The sequence below is a fragment of the Archangium violaceum genome (assembly GCF_016887565.1).
Taxonomy (GTDB): domain Bacteria; phylum Myxococcota; class Myxococcia; order Myxococcales; family Myxococcaceae; genus Archangium; species Archangium violaceum_B.
This window is the reverse complement of the sequence record NZ_CP069396.1, coordinates 3,206,114-3,223,226: the sequence shown is the minus strand read 5'-3', so window position 1 is coordinate 3,223,226 and position 17,113 is coordinate 3,206,114. Positions and strand designations below refer to the sequence as shown.

General features: G+C 68.7%; 15 protein-coding genes. 5 read left to right on the top strand and 10 right to left on the bottom strand.

Annotation, left to right across the window (positions count from 1 at the left end; all coding sequences use genetic code 11):
- From JRI60_RS13415 to JRI60_RS13400, 4 genes are read right to left on the bottom strand one after another with little or no spacing between them, the layout of a single operon-like run.
- The gene (locus JRI60_RS13415) at nt 1–1,425 is read right to left on the bottom strand and encodes a hypothetical protein (protein ID WP_204226241.1); all 1,425 of its coding nucleotides are present in this window, start codon (nt 1,423–1,425) and stop codon (nt 1–3) included.
- Between the two features lie 34 nt (nt 1,426–1,459).
- Nucleotides 1,460–2,179, bottom strand: a complete 720-nt coding sequence (locus tag JRI60_RS13410) for an NUDIX hydrolase (RefSeq protein ID WP_239470491.1) — start codon at nt 2,177–2,179, stop codon at nt 1,460–1,462.
- Nucleotides 2,176–3,147 (bottom strand): nicotinamidase, encoded by a 972-nt coding sequence (locus JRI60_RS13405; protein WP_204226240.1) that lies wholly within the window; start codon nt 3,145–3,147, stop codon nt 2,176–2,178. Before JRI60_RS13405 ends, JRI60_RS13410 begins: the two co-directional genes overlap by 4 nt.
- A 19-nt stretch (nt 3,148–3,166) precedes the next feature.
- Nucleotides 3,167–4,618 (bottom strand): nicotinate phosphoribosyltransferase, encoded by a 1,452-nt coding sequence (locus tag JRI60_RS13400; protein WP_204226239.1) that lies wholly within the window; start codon nt 4,616–4,618, stop codon nt 3,167–3,169.
- A 111-nt stretch (nt 4,619–4,729) separates the two neighbouring features.
- Here JRI60_RS13400 and JRI60_RS13395 point away from each other — a divergent pair, with 111 nt between their 5' ends.
- Entirely contained in the window at nt 4,730–5,884 is a 1,155-nt protein-coding gene (locus JRI60_RS13395) for an energy transducer TonB family protein (protein ID WP_204226238.1), read from the top strand.
- Between the two features lie 9 nt (nt 5,885–5,893).
- Nucleotides 5,894–6,748 carry a hypothetical protein gene (locus tag JRI60_RS13390; RefSeq protein WP_204226237.1) on the top strand — a complete coding sequence of 285 codons (855 nt, stop codon included), beginning with the start codon at nt 5,894–5,896 and terminating at the stop codon, nt 6,746–6,748.
- Between the two features lie 63 nt (nt 6,749–6,811).
- Here JRI60_RS13390 and JRI60_RS13385 read toward each other — a convergent pair whose 3' ends face one another.
- Together JRI60_RS13385 and JRI60_RS13380 are read right to left on the bottom strand one after the other, a co-directional pair.
- Nucleotides 6,812–7,486, bottom strand: a complete 675-nt coding sequence (locus tag JRI60_RS13385) for an NAD-dependent epimerase/dehydratase family protein (protein WP_204226236.1) — start codon at nt 7,484–7,486, stop codon at nt 6,812–6,814.
- 23 nt (nt 7,487–7,509) lie between these two features.
- A complete protein-coding gene (locus tag JRI60_RS13380) occupies nt 7,510–8,664 on the bottom strand; it encodes an MBL fold metallo-hydrolase (protein WP_204226235.1) in 1,155 nt (384 codons plus the stop codon).
- A 241-nt stretch (nt 8,665–8,905) separates the two neighbouring features.
- Here JRI60_RS13380 and JRI60_RS13375 point away from each other — a divergent pair, with 241 nt between their 5' ends.
- Nucleotides 8,906–10,318: a hypothetical protein gene (locus JRI60_RS13375; protein ID WP_204226234.1), complete on the top strand. Its 1,413-nt coding sequence runs from the start codon at nt 8,906–8,908 to the stop codon at nt 10,316–10,318.
- 18 nt (nt 10,319–10,336) lie between these two features.
- Here JRI60_RS13375 and JRI60_RS13370 read toward each other — a convergent pair whose 3' ends face one another.
- Both JRI60_RS13370 and JRI60_RS13365 read right to left on the bottom strand, forming a co-directional pair.
- On the bottom strand, nt 10,337–11,323 hold the full coding sequence (locus tag JRI60_RS13370; protein WP_204226233.1) for an alpha/beta fold hydrolase: 987 nt from the start codon (nt 11,321–11,323) through the stop codon (nt 10,337–10,339).
- A gap of 30 nt (nt 11,324–11,353) precedes the next feature.
- On the bottom strand, nt 11,354–12,271 hold the full coding sequence (locus JRI60_RS13365) for a LysR family transcriptional regulator (protein ID WP_204226232.1): 918 nt from the start codon (nt 12,269–12,271) through the stop codon (nt 11,354–11,356).
- Nucleotides 12,272–12,345: 74 nt separating this feature from the next.
- Here JRI60_RS13365 and JRI60_RS13360 point away from each other — a divergent pair, with 74 nt between their 5' ends.
- Entirely contained in the window at nt 12,346–13,347 is a 1,002-nt protein-coding gene (locus JRI60_RS13360) for an aldo/keto reductase (RefSeq protein ID WP_204226231.1), read from the top strand.
- A gap of 73 nt (nt 13,348–13,420) precedes the next feature.
- On the opposite strand, the gene JRI60_RS13355 is transcribed toward JRI60_RS13360, so the two are convergent.
- Together JRI60_RS13355 and epmA are read right to left on the bottom strand one after the other, a co-directional pair.
- Nucleotides 13,421–14,089, bottom strand: coding sequence for an inorganic pyrophosphatase (locus JRI60_RS13355; protein ID WP_204226230.1), 669 nt, complete (start codon nt 14,087–14,089; stop codon nt 13,421–13,423).
- A 37-nt stretch (nt 14,090–14,126) separates the two neighbouring features.
- The gene (gene epmA, locus JRI60_RS13350; protein WP_204226229.1) at nt 14,127–15,113 is read right to left on the bottom strand and encodes an EF-P lysine aminoacylase EpmA; all 987 of its coding nucleotides are present in this window, start codon (nt 15,111–15,113) and stop codon (nt 14,127–14,129) included.
- 30 nt (nt 15,114–15,143) lie between these two features.
- Between epmA and JRI60_RS13345 the strand changes: the two genes are divergently transcribed.
- A complete protein-coding gene (locus JRI60_RS13345; protein WP_239470490.1) occupies nt 15,144–17,069 on the top strand; it encodes a chromosome segregation protein SMC in 1,926 nt (641 codons plus the stop codon).
- Nucleotides 17,070–17,113: the final 44 nt, after the last annotated feature.

Sequence of the window (17,113 nt, the reverse complement as noted above, 5' to 3'; positions counted from 1 at the left end):
CTACTGGAACATCACCTTGTAGTTGTTCCGGTAGCAGACGTGGAGCTGCCCCGTGGTGGGCCGGACGGCCAGTCCGATGCGCCCCGAGCTCTGCGCGGTGCCGAGCTGTGTATAGGTCCAGTAGTTGTCCGCGCGAGGAGAGACCAGCTCCAGCTGGGAGTCATGCAGATGGGCGATGTACGGCTTGCCCGCCGTGTACACGAGGTCGCCCAGCGTCACCGTATGCTGCTCGAGGTCGTAGCGTTGGATGGTGGTGCCACTCATCGGCGAGGTGAGGTTGAAGTCGAAGAGGCCGCTGGGCGTGCGCGCCAGGAGCCGGTTCGTCCCGGCCCACACGAGCGAGGCGTAGCTCCCACCGAACGAGTAGTTGGCGAGGCTGAGGTTGTCCAGGCCGCCACCCGGCCTGTAGGAGCCCAGGAAGTACTCGCCGTAGTAGCTGTAACCGAAGGGGAAGAAGACCGTGCCATCCGAGGAGATGACCGCGTCTCCCTGCAGGAACTGGTGCTGGCTGGCGATGTACGAGACGGGATTGCCCGCCCAGGTATTGGGCCCGGTGCGCCAGGCCACCGCCACTCTCCCCTGCTGGTACCCCGAGCTGTCCTTGATGAAGGAGTCGAACACGACCGTGGGGCGGTTGGCCCGCGCCGGGTCCAGCACGATGGACACGGTGCCGATGCCGCTGGCCGGAGCGGACGTGAGGTTGATGCGCTCGCGCACCCAGGCCCCCGTGCCACCGCGCGTGGCGTACCAGAGCGTGGGCTGGCCCTGCTGTGTCATCCAATAGGCCAGGTGGGGCGTACCGTCGGCGGCCACCGCCATGGCCATGTACGTGCTGACCAATCCCCCCACGCCCATCCCCAGTCCCTCCACCTGCTCCGTCGTCCAGGTGGAACCATCCCACGTGCCGTACCACAGCGAGGTGTGCGACCCGTTGTCGTAGAGGATGTGGCCCCTGCCGCTCGCGTCGAAGGCCAGCTCGCAGACCTGCCCGGTCAGGTCGTTGCTCGCATCCACCGCCCCGGCGGTGGCGAGCGAGCCCGGCTCACCGGAGCCCAGGCCCGAGGAGGCCGTCGTCACCTGGAACTGGTAGGTGGCGGAGAGCTCCTGCCCGGACTTCGTCACCGCCGTCACCGTCAGCGACGCGGTGCCCGCCGCTGGCAGCCGCCAGGAGGCGCTGTCGGCGCTGGCCTCCAGCCGGCCCGCCGTCGCGTTCCAGCGCACCGTGGCCAGGGGCTCCGGGTAGACGGCGCGCAGACGCTCCGTGTTGCCCTCCACGTAGGGGCCGTCCCCCTCGCGCACGATGGAGAGCGCCGCGGCCTGTGATTCGTGGTGCTCGAGGGGCGTGGTCGACTCGGATTGACAGGAGCAGAGGAGCAGCGCGAGGCCGAGGCCCAGCGCTCGGGTCGAGCCAGAGAGGGATTGCATGGAGGTCTCCGCGAAGTGCAGACCTCCAGTGTACTCAACCCGACGAGCGGAACCGATACAGGGCGGCGGGTTTCGAGGCCGTCCGCCGCACTCCGGGTGCCTTCTCCAGCACGCCGTCCTCGATGAGCCGCGTCACCCGGCGCCGGAAGTTCCCCGGGTCCTGCGGCTCGCCCTTCACCGCGGAGTACACCGCGCGCAGCTCGGGAATGGTGAAGGTCTCCGGCACCAGCGAGAACGCCAGCGACGACGTGTCCACCTTCTCCCGCATCCGCGCCAGCGCCACCTGGAGGATGTCCTCGTGGTCGAAGGCCAGCACCCCCTCGCGCAGCTCCGCCACCGGAATCCAGCACGTCTCCGCCGCGTCTCCGCCCGCTCGTACCCGCTTCGCCAGGTCCGAGCGCACCAGCGCGTAGTACGCCACCGAGAGCACCCGCATGCGCGGATCCCTCCCCGGCCGGCCGAACGTGGAGAACTGCTCCAGCAGCACGTCCTCCACCCCGAGCCCCGTCTCCTCCTCCAGCTCGCGCGCCGCCGCCGCGTCCAGGTCTTCTCCCTGGTCCTCCACCCCATCCCCCACCCGCAGGAAGCCACCCGGCAGCGCCAGCTTTCCCTCGAACGGAGGCTCACCCCGGCGCACCAACAGCACGCTCAGCGCGCCGTCCAGCAGCGTCAGGATGACCAGATCCACCGCCACCGCCGGGCGCGCATGGGACACCAGCGCCTCGCGGGCCCGGAGGACCCCGGGCGCTCTCACACGCCCAACGGGTCGGTGGTCCGCACCACCTTCATCCCCGCCTCCTGGAACGTCCGCATCGCCTCGTTGGCCACGCGCGGGAAGTCCAACCCCGGCGGCAACGGATCCAGCGGCGGCGCCGGCACCGGGCTCATCGCGTCCTCCAGGATGTGGATGCGCCCCATCTTCGAGCGGTCCGTCGCCTCGATGTGCTGCTTCAAGTCCAGCAGCGTCGACAGCACGCAGTGCGACTTCGCCTGACCGAACACGTACACCCGGTCGAACGTCAGCAGGTGGTCGAAGAGCTCCTGGTTGAACTCGCCCACCTTCCGCCCGAACACCTCCGTCACCTCGGGCGACAGCACCGAGTAGTTCTCCGTCAGTGGCTCCTCGCCCTTCTGCTCGAAGCGCGTCTGCGTGTCCCTGACCACCGAGTGGAAGAGGCTCGCCTCCATCATCGCCGGCAGCAGCGCGTGGCTCAGGCCCCCGAGCAGCGCGTGGTATGGCCACACCGTCAGCACGTACCGGCCCGTGGCCTCCAGCCGCTCGCAGTAGTGCAGGCTCTCCTCCGCATGGCGCGTGGCCCGCCACTTCCCCGCGCGGATTTCCGCCGACGTAATGGGCGTCAGCGGCGCGGGCGGCCGGCCCTCCGCGTCCTGCCACCACGCCGGGTGGAAGATCTGGAAGACGCGGTGCGTGTCCAGGGAGAACACCAACCCGGTGATGCGATCCAGGTGCGCGTACAGCCAGCGCAGCGTGCGCTGCGAGTCCTCCACCGCCCCCGGCACGAAGAGGCTCGCCTCGGGCTGGCAGAAGGCCACCTGCACGTCGATGCCGAACGCGGCGATGCGCACACGGTCCTCGCGCGCCGGCTTCACCTTGTTCGCCACCGCGTAGCGACGGGCCTCCTCGGTCACCTGCGCGGCACGCTCCAGGTACAGCGAGCCCACGCGCTTCTCGTCATGGAACTCGGGAATGGGCAAAGGCATGGCGTCCTCCAGGGGAACTTCAGGATTGTTGCGCGCGACCCCGCGGGAAGTGGCGGTGGAGCAACTCCTCCACCAGCTTCTGCGTGGTCGGCGTATAGACGACGCGCTGTTCCTCGGCTCCGGCCGAGGGAATCGCCGAGGCCGTCTCGGGCGTGGCACCGGAGAGCAGCTCGTAGCCCTCGGGCACCGGCTCGCCCTCCTGGCCGATGAGCCCGATGGGCCCCGCGCCACTCCGGCGCCGGAACACCACCGGCACGCCCGGGATGCTCTGCTTGCCCTCGGCCAGCTCGTTGCCGAACTTCATCGTCGGCACGTGGCCCGTGCGCGACAGCTTGTACACCGCCGCCACCCGGTCCCGCGTGAACGGGCACGCCATGGTGCGCGCCACGATGAAGCCACCGTACCCGTAGAACTGCTTCGAGGGCTCCCAGCCGTACTCGACGCGCATCGCCTCGAACTCGCGCGTGGCCTGCGCGTCCAGTCCGTCCTCCAGGATGAGCACCGGCTTGATGCCCTCCGCCTGCGCCCGCGACACCGCCTGCGTGTACTGCTTCTTCTTGTCCCCCGAGTCGAAGCGAATGGAGTCCCCCGCATCGGGCGCCTCGTGGATGATGCGGAAGGCCTTCGGCAGGCCCGAGGTGAGCGTGTCGTAGGTGTCCAGCAGGTAGCTCGAGCGCTCCGGCCGCCGCTCGCGGATGGCCCGGAAGGCAGCCTCGTCCTCACCGTAGCGCTGCACGTGCTCGTGGCCCATGGTGCCCACCGGAATCATCCCCAGCTTCCGCGCCCCGTACACGTTGCTGGTGCGCATCACCCCCGCGTCCTTGCAGGCCCGCAGGGCGATCTCATGCTGCTCCAGGCACGTGGCCGCGCGCAGACCCACCTCGAAGATGCGGCTCGGGTCCTTCACCGCGTCCACCAGGTCGTGCACCACCGCCAGCACCCGCGCGTAGTAGCCCTCGGGGTCCACCTTCATGGGCACCGGCTTCACGCCCACCGCGTCCAGCGTCTCCAGGACGATGCGCTTCTCCTCCTCGCACGACAGCACCGCGACCGCCTTCGCCAGGGCCTCGCGGTCCGCCAGCGCCTGCGTGGCCACCTGGATGCGGAAGTTGAGCTGCAGCACCAGCGGCTCCAGCCACGACACCAGCGCCGAGGGCCCCGTCAGCGTGAATACCGGCTCCCGCGCGTAGAAGCGCGCGCCTTTCGGCAGGGCCCGGATGACCAGCTTCTCCTTCTGCTGGATGGCCGCCTTGAAGCCCGCCCCCATCTCGTAGCTGTTGCGCGCCAGATAGGAGTAGTCGCTCTCGGTCGGCTCCGGGAGCAGGCCACGCACGTAGGACTCGATGTCCAGCGGCACGACCTGCTGCCCTCCCTTGCGGTGCGAGTAGTAGAACGTCTCCCGGCGCAGCGGCCAGCCGGCCTCCGCCATGCTGAACTTGTAGCCGTCCGTCGCGAGCAGCGAACTCCCCATGGTGTGCCTCCCGGGACGGAATCTAACGGGTGGAGAAAGAGTCAGCAATACTCTTTCTCGCCCGAAGGGGGGTCGGGAATGGGCGTGAAGGGTGCTTGAATCGAGGCCGCGATGCCGGACTCCCGCCGCCGACTGCCGCTCACGCTCGTCCTCAGCCTCGGGTTGCATGCCGTGGCGTGGCTGTGGCTGGACTCGCGGCGGGCCCCGCTCGACGAGCAGCGGGCCCGGGAACCCGCGCCGGCGACGCTCCAGTTCGTCGAGGTGGAGGTGGCTCCGCCTCCCGAGCCTCCCAAGGATCCACCACCGAGTCCCCAGCCTCCGCCGAAGCCACCCCGCCCCAGGCCGCCGGCAGTCGCACAGGCCCCAAAGCCACCGCCCACGCGCGACGAGCCACCGCCCTCCCCGGTCGAACCTCCCGCTGTCGTCGAGAACCCCGCGCCCCCGAGTGGAGACAGGCCTCGCGCGGACGCTCCTCATGCGGAGGGTCCTCGCCTGGGCGCTTCACGACTGCTGCCCTCACCCTCGCTGTCGTGGAGCCCCGGGGGAGGCGTCGCCGTACCGGACGCGGGCGTGCCGGTGCCCTCCACGCCGGAGGCGAAGGTGGCCGACATGGTGATGGAGGGCGTGCGCCGAGGGAAGGTGGACAGGGGCCTCGTGCACCCCTACTTCTCCGAGCTGGGCAAATCCCTGCTCAAGAGCTGGGACGCCGAGCGCGCCGTCTCCGCCAAGGGGCTCCAGGGCTTCCTCGACCAGACCCGAGGCAACTCGAAGGAATGGATGCGCGTCTGGCAGGACCGCGCCTCGGCCTACGCCAACACGGGCTCACCACTGAATGCCGATGCGCCCGCGGCGAACGATCGCCTGCCTCCCGGTGGAGATCCGACGCTCGAGGTGCGCCGCACCCTGCGCAAGCAGATGCGTGAGGACTTCCGGGCCACCCGGCGCGCCACCGTGCGCGTGGTGCAGGACACCCAGGGGAAGCTGCTCAGCGTGGAGCTCGTCACGCCCAGCAACGACCTCCAGGTAGACCGGGAGGCGATCATCGACATCCGCGCCGCCGCCGAGCGCCTCCCCATCCCGCCCCCCGAAGCCCTCCAGGGCCGCACGCAACTGGTGAGCCTGTGGCAGATCGAGCTCATCATCTCCATCAGCCCGCCCGTGCCCACCGTCAGCATCGAGTTCGACGCGGAGATGAAGCCCACGGACCTGCGGCTGCCGCTCGACCGCCGCCTCTACAAACGCGTGCGGCTGCTCGAGGTGCGCTAGTGTTCCGCCATGTCCATGCGCTACGCGAGGTTCGTCAGGTTCCTCGGCGTCTTTCTCGGGATGAGCGTGCTCACCTCCCCCGGCATGGCCGCGGAGAAGAAACACCCCCCCGCCCCGACGGAAAAGCCGGGTCCCGCATGTGCGACGGAGAGGCAGGCATCGAAGCGCCAGGAGGCGCTCCCTCGGAACTGGTTGCGCCTGTCCAAGTGTCTCGAGAAGGCCGGTGACGTCGATGGCGCTGTCGATGCCGCACGAGAGGCCCTGCGTCGCGCGTTGCCGCCAACGGGCTCCCCGCTGTTCCTCCCCGAGTCCGCGCGCGACGCGCTACTCCAACTGGACGACCTCGGCGTGGATATCGAGATTCCGCCACCTGGAATGTGTGGCGCGCTCCTTCCGAGCGCGTCATGCCCACGTCCATTGCTCGCCTGTACGCACACGCTCTCGGGCAAGGACAAAAGAGGAATTGCTTTCGAGCGGCTGGTCATCAACGCGGCGCACTTCCCGAAGGAATCCAGACACCTCGACGACGATGGCACCGACCCGAGGTGGGGCCAGCACTGGCTGCTCCACGACCCCGGCAGGTGCTCCTGGTCCCAGCGGCGACAGGGGGAGTCGTCCATTCCCGAGGATGACCACGCGACCCTCGTGCTTCGCTCGCGTATTCTGCGCGAGTGCCCGGACGACGCGGTGGGGTGCCGCATCGACTCCACGAAGGGAGGCCCGGTGACGTTGGTCACTGTCGAGTGTCGACTGGTCACAGCCAATGCCTGCCAGGAGGTCATCGCGGCGGTCTGTACGACGAAGCTGGAGGACAAGCCAGCGGAGCGCCACGTGGATCTCTTCCGGGTACGCGGAGGGTACTGACCCGGACGCCCTCCCGCGGTGTACGGCCGCACGCGCCCGTCCCAATCGGGGCCGGCCTCCGGGTCAGGCAGTCGCGCCGGCGAGCGCGTTGAGATCCTCGTTCTCGAGCACGCGCTTGGGGGCGCCCCGCCTGGAGACCTCGAGCATCGCGCGCCCGAGCTGCTCGCTCGTCGTCACGTGCTTCGGCAGGAGCGCCTTCAACACGGGGTAGAGCGGGGCCATCACCGCGTAGAGCGACCGGTACAGCCGCGTCTTCGACCTCACCCCGTGCTGCGGCTGGATGTAGCCGGGGCGGAGCATGTACGCCGCCTTGAAGGGCAGTTGGAGCAGCGCGTTCTCGGTCTCGCCCTTTACCCGTGCCCACATGCTGCGGCCCTTCCCAGTGCTGTCCGTCCCCTCGCCCGAGACATACAGGAACGTCATCCCCGGGTTGAGCCGGGCCAGCGTCCTCCCGACCGCGAGCGTCAGGTCATACGTCACGCGCCGATAGTCCGGCTCCGACATGCCCGCCGAGGAGGCGCCCAGGCAGAAGAGGCACACGTCGTAGCCGGCGAGCGCGTCCTCCACCGGGGAGAGGTCGAAGAGGTTCTCGTGCACGAGCTCCTGGAGCTTCTCGTGCCGCTGCCCCGTCGCGCTGCGCCCCACCGCGAGGACTCGCTCCACATCGGGCGCGAGCAGACACTCGCGCAGCGCGCCCTGCCCCACCATCCCCGTGGCGCCAAAGAGAAGGATCTTCATGTCGTCGAGCTCCTCCGTGGGGCTCAGTCGAGCTTCGTGGAAACGATGGGGTGCTGCGCGGCGGTCTCCCAGGGCAGCTCCGGCCACCAGCGCTCGAAAGGCGGCGGCGCACCCGGCTCGATGCTCTGCCCGGGCTTGGGCACGATGACGGTGTCGCCCGCCCCGGCCGCGACGAGCACGCGCTCGATGGGCTCGGTCCAGCCATGGAGCGCGAGGGTGAAGAGTCCCCAGTGCACGGGGATCAGGACGCGGCCCCGCACCATCCGGTGGGCGAGCACCGCCTGCTCGGGGCCGATGTGCCAGTCGGGCCATGCCTTGTTGTACTGACCCACCTCGATCATCGTCACGTCGAAGGGCCCCAGGCGCTCGCCGATGTCCTTCATCGCCGGGAAGAGCCCCGTGTCACCCGAGTAGTACGCGCGATGAGTGGCGCCGAGCAGGGCGAAGCCAGCCCACAGCGTCGCGTCCTTGTCGATGACCGTGCGCCCCGACGCGTGACGCGACGGAGTGGCGACGATGTCGAGTCCGCGCACCCGCGTTTTCTCCCACCAGTCGAGCTCAACGATGCGCGCCTCGGGGATGCCCCACGACGCGAGGTGCGCGCCCACCCCGAGCGGCACCACGAACGTGGTGTCCCAGTCCTTCATCGCCAGGACGGTGGGATGGTCGAGATGGTCGTAGTGGTCGTGCGAGATGATCACCGCGTCGACCGGGGGCAGCTCCCCGAGCGCGATGGGTGGCGAATACCAGCGCTTGGGACCCACCCAGGTCAGGGGTGAGGCCCGCTCGCTCCACACCGGGTCCATGAGGACACGGTGCCCGTCGATCTCGATCAGCGCCGTGGAGTGGCCAAGCCAGGTGACGCGCAGGCCCGTGGCGGGCGGCGTCGCGAAGCGGCTGCGGTCGCCCGCCACGGTGGGCGGAGGCTCGGTGGGCCCGAGATTGGGGCTCGAGTCGAACATGCTCGTGACGGAGCCCCAGACATCGTTCCAGAGCGGCTGGGGATTCTCGAAGTGCCCGTCCTTCCACTGCGGCGAGCGCTCCATCCGCGTGCGCCGCTCCCCGTCCGCGCGCTTGCCCATCGCGGTCCACGCGTCGGCGGCGATGGCGGCCAGGGCCACGGCCAGCAACGCCACCACTCCAAGACCCACGCGGGCCAAGCCTTTACGAACCTTCATTCACTTCACCTCTCCGGTGCATCATCGCCCGGCTTCAATGCACGAGGAAGGCGCTCATCGCCACTCGAACGCGTGCGGCCGCTCGAGGTGCGCCAGTGCCCTGAAACAGGAGTGCATCTGCATTCGCCACACATTTGGACAGTTCGCCCTTCGGCTCGCGGCGTTCCGGTTGTACGCGCCCGGCCCCGCGTGCCAGACTCTCCGTACCTGGGCCGGCGGGTTCTCGAGACGAGAGAGAATCATGAAGGAAGCCATTGCCTCACCCCTGCCCATTCCACGCAACGGCGAGAGCTCCATGCGCCTCGTGTGCCTGCTACTCGTTGGCGGCTTCTGCCTGCTCGGCTGCAAAACGTCCGACGAGAAGCCCGCGCCGCCCAGATCCGTCTTGGAGCTGGAGGAAAAGGACTTCACGGGCTATGCGTCCTTCGAGGTGGGTCAGGACCAGAGTTCCGTCGATACGGGGCTCACCATCCACCAGGGGCAGGCCCTGCTCATCCAGGCCACCGGGACCCTCCAAACAGACATCGGCGAGGTGGGGCCGGAGGGCTCCACCGTCCGGCGATCCCAGACGACCTCCTGCATGTTCCCTGGCCCGGCGTATCGCCTCCTCGCCCGTATCGGTCAGCGCGTGTTCCCCGTGGGAGAGGAGCTCGCCCTGGTGGCGCCCGAAGATGGCCCCCTGGAGCTGCTCATCAACTACTGCGAGAGCAGCATCACGGGGAGGTTCTCCGTCCGAGTCCATGACACGCTCCTCGAGCCCGAGGTACTCGCGGACTCGCCCCCCCTCACGGACAACAGCGTGCTCGAGACGCACACGGTCCGGGTCGAAGCCGACACATCGGAATGGCTGCCCACGGAAATCCAGCTCACCAAGGGCCGCAAGGTCTTCATCACCGCCCGGGGCACCGTCGAGTCAGGCGGGGTCAACTTCGACGCCAACGGTAGCAAGAACGTCAAGCCCCTCTCCGTACTGCCCCACCGCCGGGCCTTCAGGCTCCATGGCCGGATCGCTGGGAAGGTGCTCGACCTGGGACGAGAGACCGTCTTCTTGTCGCCCGCCAATGACAGGCTGGAGCTGCTCATCAACCGGACGGACGACACCCATGGCGGATTCGACGTCGAGGTCGGGCTCGGTGTCGTGCCAGCCCGTGGCCTCGGCTCCCTGCGTCCCGAGGATTTCACCCAACACCAGCCCATATCCAAAACGCCCGACTTTAGAGCTCCGGCCGAAACCTCCTTCGAGATTGAAAAGGGCACACCCCTCCTCATATCGGCGACAGGCAAGCTGTTCTGGTATTCACGGACCTTTCCCAACTCCGACCTGACATGCAGCTATGGTCCCGCCGGCTGCTGTGGCTCGACCGAGAACGGACCCTTCCCGTTCCCCACGGAAAGGCCCAATGCCCTTTACGGAAGGATCGGAGAGCAGATCTTCCATGTCGGGGAAGAAAGCATCCTGCTGGCCCCGGCCAGCGGGAAGCTCGAGCTCTTCATCAACGGCGTGAGCCTGTATACCTTCGCGGATTGCGACATCGCCACCTTCACGTTCAACTGCAACAAGTACTGCTTCACGGACGGGTCGCCAGTGATATGCCGCACCCGGTGTCTTCCCGTGTTCGGAGGGAGCTTCGACGCCACCGTGCATGCACCCTGAGACGGGGCAGCAGGGACTTCAAGGCGCGAGGAAGGCGCACATCTCCCGCACGACATCGGCCCGGTTCGTGAGCCAGATGTAGTGCCGCGCGTTCTCCAGCTTCACCAGCTTCCAGCCCGGCAGCTTCCGCAGCGCGGCATCCGCTTCGGCCGTGTGCTGTCGCAGCACGGGCAGGAAGGCCCTCGCCTGCTCCCGGAAGTCCGCGGGCGTGCTCTCAAGGCCCGCGACGAACTCCAGCCACTGGGGGAACCCCTCTCCGTCGAAGAGGGAGAGCACGGGCGCACGCAGCGCGGAGAAGTCCGGCTTCGCCACTCCCCGGAGCATCTGTTCCACCGCATCCGGGCGCCGGTGCGGGCGCAGGTAGCGGCCCGTGGTGGGATCGAACTCGTGGCCCTGGTCGATCTCGTGGTCGGGGACGGGGCCGCCCAGGTCTCGCTCGAGGGCGGCCGCGACGGCATCGCGTGACGGCAGACCCTCGAGGGAGACGGTGGGCATGGGCGGATTCGAGAAGCTCCTCAGGAACTCGGAGATCTCCGCCCTGTCATCCGTCGCGTCCAGGAAGACCAGCTTGTCGATGCGCTCCGGATGGTGGCTCCCCACCCAGGTCATCTCGTCCCCCGCCATGGAGTGACCCGCGAGCGATGCCTTCCCGATTCCCAGGCCATCCAGTGCGTGAACGACATCCTGGCCCAGTGTGGCGGTGTCATAGCCCGTATCGGGCCAGCTCGAGGCGCCGAACCCCCGGCGAGTGAAGGCATAGACGTGATGGTTCGTGGTGAACTCGGGCGCGAGCCCGTCGAAGACGTGGCCGGTGTTGCCCAGGCCCGCCAGGAACACGAGCGCAGGGCCCTGCCCGCCGAAGTCGAGCACCTCGAGCTCGACACCTTCGGCGACCTTCACGCGCTTCACCTGGTGCAGTGAATCGGAGCCAGCTCCCGGCACGGTCTGGGAGGAGGCACAACCCACCGCCAGGAGCAGACAGGAGAGCAAGAAGAGCTTTCTCATGGACCCGCGATGTTCGCACAGTCCACGGGGTCAGGCCGCCGTTTCGCTCACGCGCACCACCAGGCCGCGCATGAAGCGGATGGCCTCATCGTCCTCGACCGTGCTCCGCCAGAGGAGCTCCATCGGCGCGCCCCCCATCTCCACCTCCGGCGGCAGCGTCGTCGTGCGGAGGCTCGGACGCAGCGAGATGATCTCACGTGCGACCCGCTCGGGCACCGTGGCGAGCAGGGCGCTGCCCTCCACGAGGGCACCGATGCTCTGGAACGTCGGCACCGACACCCGCACGCGCCGCTGGATGCCGAACATGTCCTCCACGACGCCGCGAAGGTCTCCGTTGTACGAGACGATGACGTGCTCGTGCTCGAGGTAGCGCTCCAGCGTCAGGCGCTTCCCCAGCCGGGCATGCCGCGGATCGAAGAGGCACACGAAGCCCCCGGTGAACAGCGTGCGGCGCCGCGTGTCGGCGGGCAGCTCGTCGGCCACCGTCACCGCCAGGTCCACCGCCGAGGAGCCCAGCGCCTCGGCGATGGTGCGGAACTGAACCGGAATCACGATGAGCTTCATGCGTGGAGCCTCCTCGGCGAGCAGCCGAAGGAGGGGCGGAAGGAGCCACGCCTCGTTCGCGTCCGAGAGGCCAATCCGCACGGTCCGCTCGCTCGTCTTCGGGTCGAACGTCGTCGGAGAGACGGCCGCCTCGACGAGCGCCTGCAGGTGCGGCCGCGCCGAGGCGAACAGGCGCTGCCCGCGCGTCGTGAGCGCGAGTCCGCGTCCCGCGCGGACGAAGAGCGGCGCTCCGACCGTCGACGTGAGGCGCCTGAGTGCCGCGCTCACCGCGGGCTGGGTGAGGTAGAGGCGACTCGCGGCCTCCGTGACACTTCCCGCCTCCGCCACCACGACGAAGACTCGAATCAGGTTGAGATCGAGATCCTTCTCATAGATGCCGTGCATGATTGGAATACATCCTATTCATTGGATTTCAGAGTGTCGAAGCATGACTCTTCGCGTGGAAGGAGCAACGAACGATGAGCACGCACGAAGCGAAGAAGACGCAGCGCACGGTGAAGCTGGGTTCCACGGGTCCCGAGGTCTTCCCCCTGGGACTCGGCTGCATGGGAATGTCGGGCATGTACGGCGCGACCGATGACGCCGAGAGCATCCGGACGATCCAGACGGCGATCGAGCGCGGCGTCACCCTGATCGACACGGGAGACTTCTACGGGATGGGCCACAACGAGATGCTCGTGGGGCGGGCCATCGCAGGACGGAGGGACCGGGTGCGGATCTCCGTGAAGTTCGGCGCGCTCCGAGGGCCGGATGGGAACTGGCTCGGCAACGACACGCGCCCGGTCGCGGTGAAGAACTTCATCGCCTACAGCCTGAAGCGGCTGGGGGTGGAGTACATCGACATCTACCGCCCCGCGCGGTTGGACCCCAATGTCCCCATCGAGGACACCATCGGCGCGATCGCCGACCTCGTGAAGGCGGGCTACGTGCGCCACATCGGGCTGTCCGAGGTCGGCGTCGAGACCATCCGCCGCGCCCACCGCGTCCACCCCATCGTCGATCTGCAGATCGAGTACTCGCTCGCCAGCCGCGGCCCCGAGGCGGAGATCTTCCCCGTGCTCAACGAGCTGGGCATCAGCGCGACGCTCTACGGCGTCTTCTCGCGAGGCCTCCTCACCGGCAGCAAGCCGAAGGGACCGGGAGACTTCCGCGCCTACCTCCCCCGCTTCTCCGGCGCCAATCGGGAGAAGAACGAGGACGCCGTGGACGCCCTCCAGCGCTTCGCCCACGAGCGCCGCATGACGCCGGGTCAGCTCGCGGTCGCCTGGGTGCTCGCGCGCCAGCCGGCGTTCGTTCCCGTGGTCGGCGCCACGACCGTCGCGCAGCTCGAGGACTCGCTCGGGGCCCTGGAGCGTCCGCTGTCGAAGGAGGATCTCACCGCACTCGAGGCGCTCGTGAAGATCTCCGGCGACCGCTACGGCGCGGAACAGATGAAGCACCTCGACAGCGAGCGCCACTGACGCCTCGGCGCGGCACGCACGAAGGAGCGGACACGCCGACGGTTCGTCTCCGCTCCTTCGTGGGAAGGGTGTCTCAGCTCTTGCGGCCGCGCGGCTTGCGCGCGGGCGCCGCGCCGTAGTCCTTCTGGTAGTCCTTCATGCTGCGCTTGATGATCTCGTGCGCCTCGCTCTGGTCGTACATCTCGACGATCTGCACCGAGCGCTTCACCTCACTGGGAATCTGCTTGTAGGTGAGGAAGTAGTGCTTGAGGCGATCCACGAGCGCGGTCGGCAGCTGCGCCACGTGCTGCAGCGCCCCGTAGACGAGGTCCGACTCCAGCACGGCGATGATCTTGTCGTCGGCCTCGTTGCCATCGACCATGCGGAAGCCGCCCACCGGAATCGCGTGCACCAGCAGGGCCCCGCTCGGAATCACCTTCTCCGTCAGCACGCAGATGTCGAGCGGATCTCCATCGCCCTTGATGTCCTTGATGCCGGTGCGCTCCGCGCAACGCTTCGCCACGAGATCGCCGCAGTACGTCTGGGGAATGAACCCGTAGAGCGTGGGGCACTGGCTGGAGAAGCGCTGCGGCCGGTCCAACCGGAGGATGCCCGTCTCCTTGTCCAGCTCGTACTTCACCGTGTCGGTGGGCACGATCTCGATGTAGGCGGTGACGACCTCGGGCGCCTCCGCGCCAGGCGAAACGCCATGCCAGGGGTGGGCCTGCAAGGTGTGGAGCTGCGGTTGATTCTTCGTGGCCATATCGCTTCTTCTCGGGCGCTCGCGCGTCCGGGGTCCTTCAAACGAATTCGTGCGCCGGGAAGAGGAGGACATCCGAAATGGACTCCACCCCCAGCAACAGCATCAAGATACGATCGAGCCCCACGGCGATGCCCGCCGAGGGCGGCATGCGCCCTACCGCGTCGAGGAAGCGCTCGTCCAGTGGATAGACGGCCCTGCCCGCCTTCCGCCGGAATTCCTGCTCTTCCACCAGCCGGGCACGCTGCTCCACCGGATCCGTCAGCTCGGAGAAGCCATTGGCCAGCTCCAGGCCCCGCGCGTACAGCTCCGTGCGCTCGGCCACCGACGGGTCCCCCGGCTTGAGCCGCGCCAGCGAGGCCATGGAGGCGGGGTACTCCGTCAGGTAGGTGGGCCGCTCCCAACCCAGTGTCCCCTCCACCTTCTGCAGGAAGAGGTGGAAGAAGACGTCATCGAAGAGGGTCGCGTCCCCCGTGCGCACCCCCGCCGCCTCCGCCGCCCGCTTCAGCGAGGCCCCATCCGGGCACGCCCTCAGGTCCACCCCCGTGGCCCTCAGCACCGCGTCTCGTACGGACAGCCGCTCGTAGGGCGTCCGGGAGAAGAAGCCGTCCCCGCCCACCGCCCGGTCCGCCTCCGCCAGCGCCCCCTCCAGGTCCGCCATGATGGCGTGGTAGTCCGCCTGGGGCCGGTAGAACTCCAGCATCGTGAACTCGGGGTTGTGCGTCCTCGACACCTCCCCGTTCCGGAATACCTTGCAAATCTGGAAGAGCGGCCCGGACCCGTCCGCCAGCAGCCGCTTCATCGCGTACTCGGGGCTGGTGTGCAGGTAGAGGGTGCGCCGCTGTCCCACGTCCGTCTCGGGGACGAAGGGCACCTCGAAGGCGGTGATGTGGGGCTCCATCCCCGGCGCGGGGATGAGCAGCGGGGTGTCCACCTCGAGGTAGCCAAGCTGGAGGAAGAACCGGCGGAGGGCTCCGTAGAGCGCCTGCCTCCCGGCGGCCGAGCGCCACTGGACAGGATTGGGCATGAGCGGCGCGGAAGTTACATTGCGCGTCCCATGCGCCCAAGGCTTCCCGCACTCGTCCTCACTCTCGGTCTCAGCGCCCTCGGCGGGTGCGTCACCGCCAAGGCCCCCGCCCCACCCGCTCCTCTCACCGAGGAGCAGAAGCTGGCCGCCGAGGTGGCCCGGCTCTCCTCCGAGGCGCAGAGCCTGCTCAAGGCCCAGGACGAGCTGGTGTGGCGTTACTGGGCCGAGGGCGCCCGCGCGGACGTGGCCTCCACGTACGTGGGCAAGGAGGCGCTCTTCAGCCTCGACAACATCCGGAAGATCGACCAGCTGCGTCAGCGCACCACGCAACCCGTCGAGCTGCGCGCCCTCACCGCGCTCCAGTCCCACTTCGCCGGCGAGTACCTGTCCCAGCAGCTGGCCGAGGTGAATGACGCCATCGCCAACCTGGAGGCCTCGCTGAGCTTCCAGGTGGATGGGCGCGAGGTGCGCTGGCGCGAGCTGGAGCGGCTCCTGGCCAACGAGAAGAGCGCGGTGAAGCGCAAGGCCCTCTACACCGCGGCCACGCCCGCGCTCGAGCGGCTCAACCAGCTCATCCGCCGCCGCGAGGAGCGCACGGAGCAGTTGGTGCGCGAGCTGGGTTATGCCTCGTACGAGGCCTTCGGCGGCGAGCTGCGGCAGACCGACCTGGGCCGGATGGGACTGCTCGCCGAGGAGGTGCTCCAGGCCACCGAGGCTCCCTACAAGCAAGTGATGGAGCGGCTCTCCCAGCGCGAGCTGGGACTCCCCTTCGCGAGCCTCACCCGCGCGGACCTGCCCCGGCTGTTCCGCCCTCGTGACGTGGACGGGCTCTTCCCCAAGGACAAGCAGCTGGCGCGCGCGCACGCCACCCTCGCGGGAATGGGCCTGGACCTCTGGACGATGAAGAACGTCACCATCGACGGCCGCGACGACGTGAAGCGCAAGAACTCGCGCCCGCTGACGCTGGGTGTCGCCGTGCCCGGGGATGTGCGTCTGTCGGTGCGGCCCGTCGAGGGCGCGCTGGAGCAGGGGCGGCTGCTGCACGAGCTCGGCCACGCCCTGCACTACGCCTTCACCAAGGAGACACGCTTCGAGCTGGCCAAGCTGGGCAACCCCACCGTCACCGAGTCCTATGCCGCCCTCCTCGAGGACTTGATGGAGGACCCGGTCTGGCTGGAGGAGCACGCCGGTCTGACCGGCAATGACCGCACCGAGTACCTGGCGGCCACCAGCGCCCACAAGCTGTTCCTCATCCGCCGCGCCGCGGGCCGGCTGCTGTACCAGCTCGCGCTGCACCGTCAGGAGGGCGCCGACGCCCGCGAGCTGTACAAGGCCCTCATCGAGCGCGTCGACGAGATGCCGGCCACCGACGACGACGTCGCGCGCTATTTGGTGGAGCAGGAGGACTTCTTCCAGTCCGCCGACAACTTCCGCGCGTGGTTCCTCGCCGGTCAGCTCCAGGGTCAGCTGAAGGCCCGCTTCGGCCCGTCCTGGTGGCACAGCCCCGAGGCCGGCACGTTCCTCTCGGGACTCTGGGCCCACGGCAATGCGCTCTCCGCGCGCGAGGTCTCCCAGGAGATGGGCGAGAATGGCATCGCTCCGGACGTGCTCCTGCTGCGGCTCGGTACCACCCTCGGGGTGCCCATCAAGCTGGACGTCCGGGGCGAGGACAAGGCTCCCGCCCAGGTGGCGCCCCCCACCGCTCCCGCCTCTCCCGAGAACACTCCGGCGGCGCCGCCTCCGACTCCGCCCGCGGAGACCCCCACTCCCGCTCCGGTTCCCACGACGGAAGGAAAGCCAGTCAGCGCCAAGGCCCGCGCCTCGAGGGGCTCGAAGTCCCGGAAGGTGGAGACACGCCACGCCCGCGGCTCCAAGGCCTCCGCATCCAAGGCCCCCAGGAAGCACGAAGGCTCCCGCCCTGAACACGGACGGAAGCCTCGGCGTGGAACCCACTGACTTCTATACCCTCACCCCGTCCCTCTCCCAGAGGGAGAGGGGTG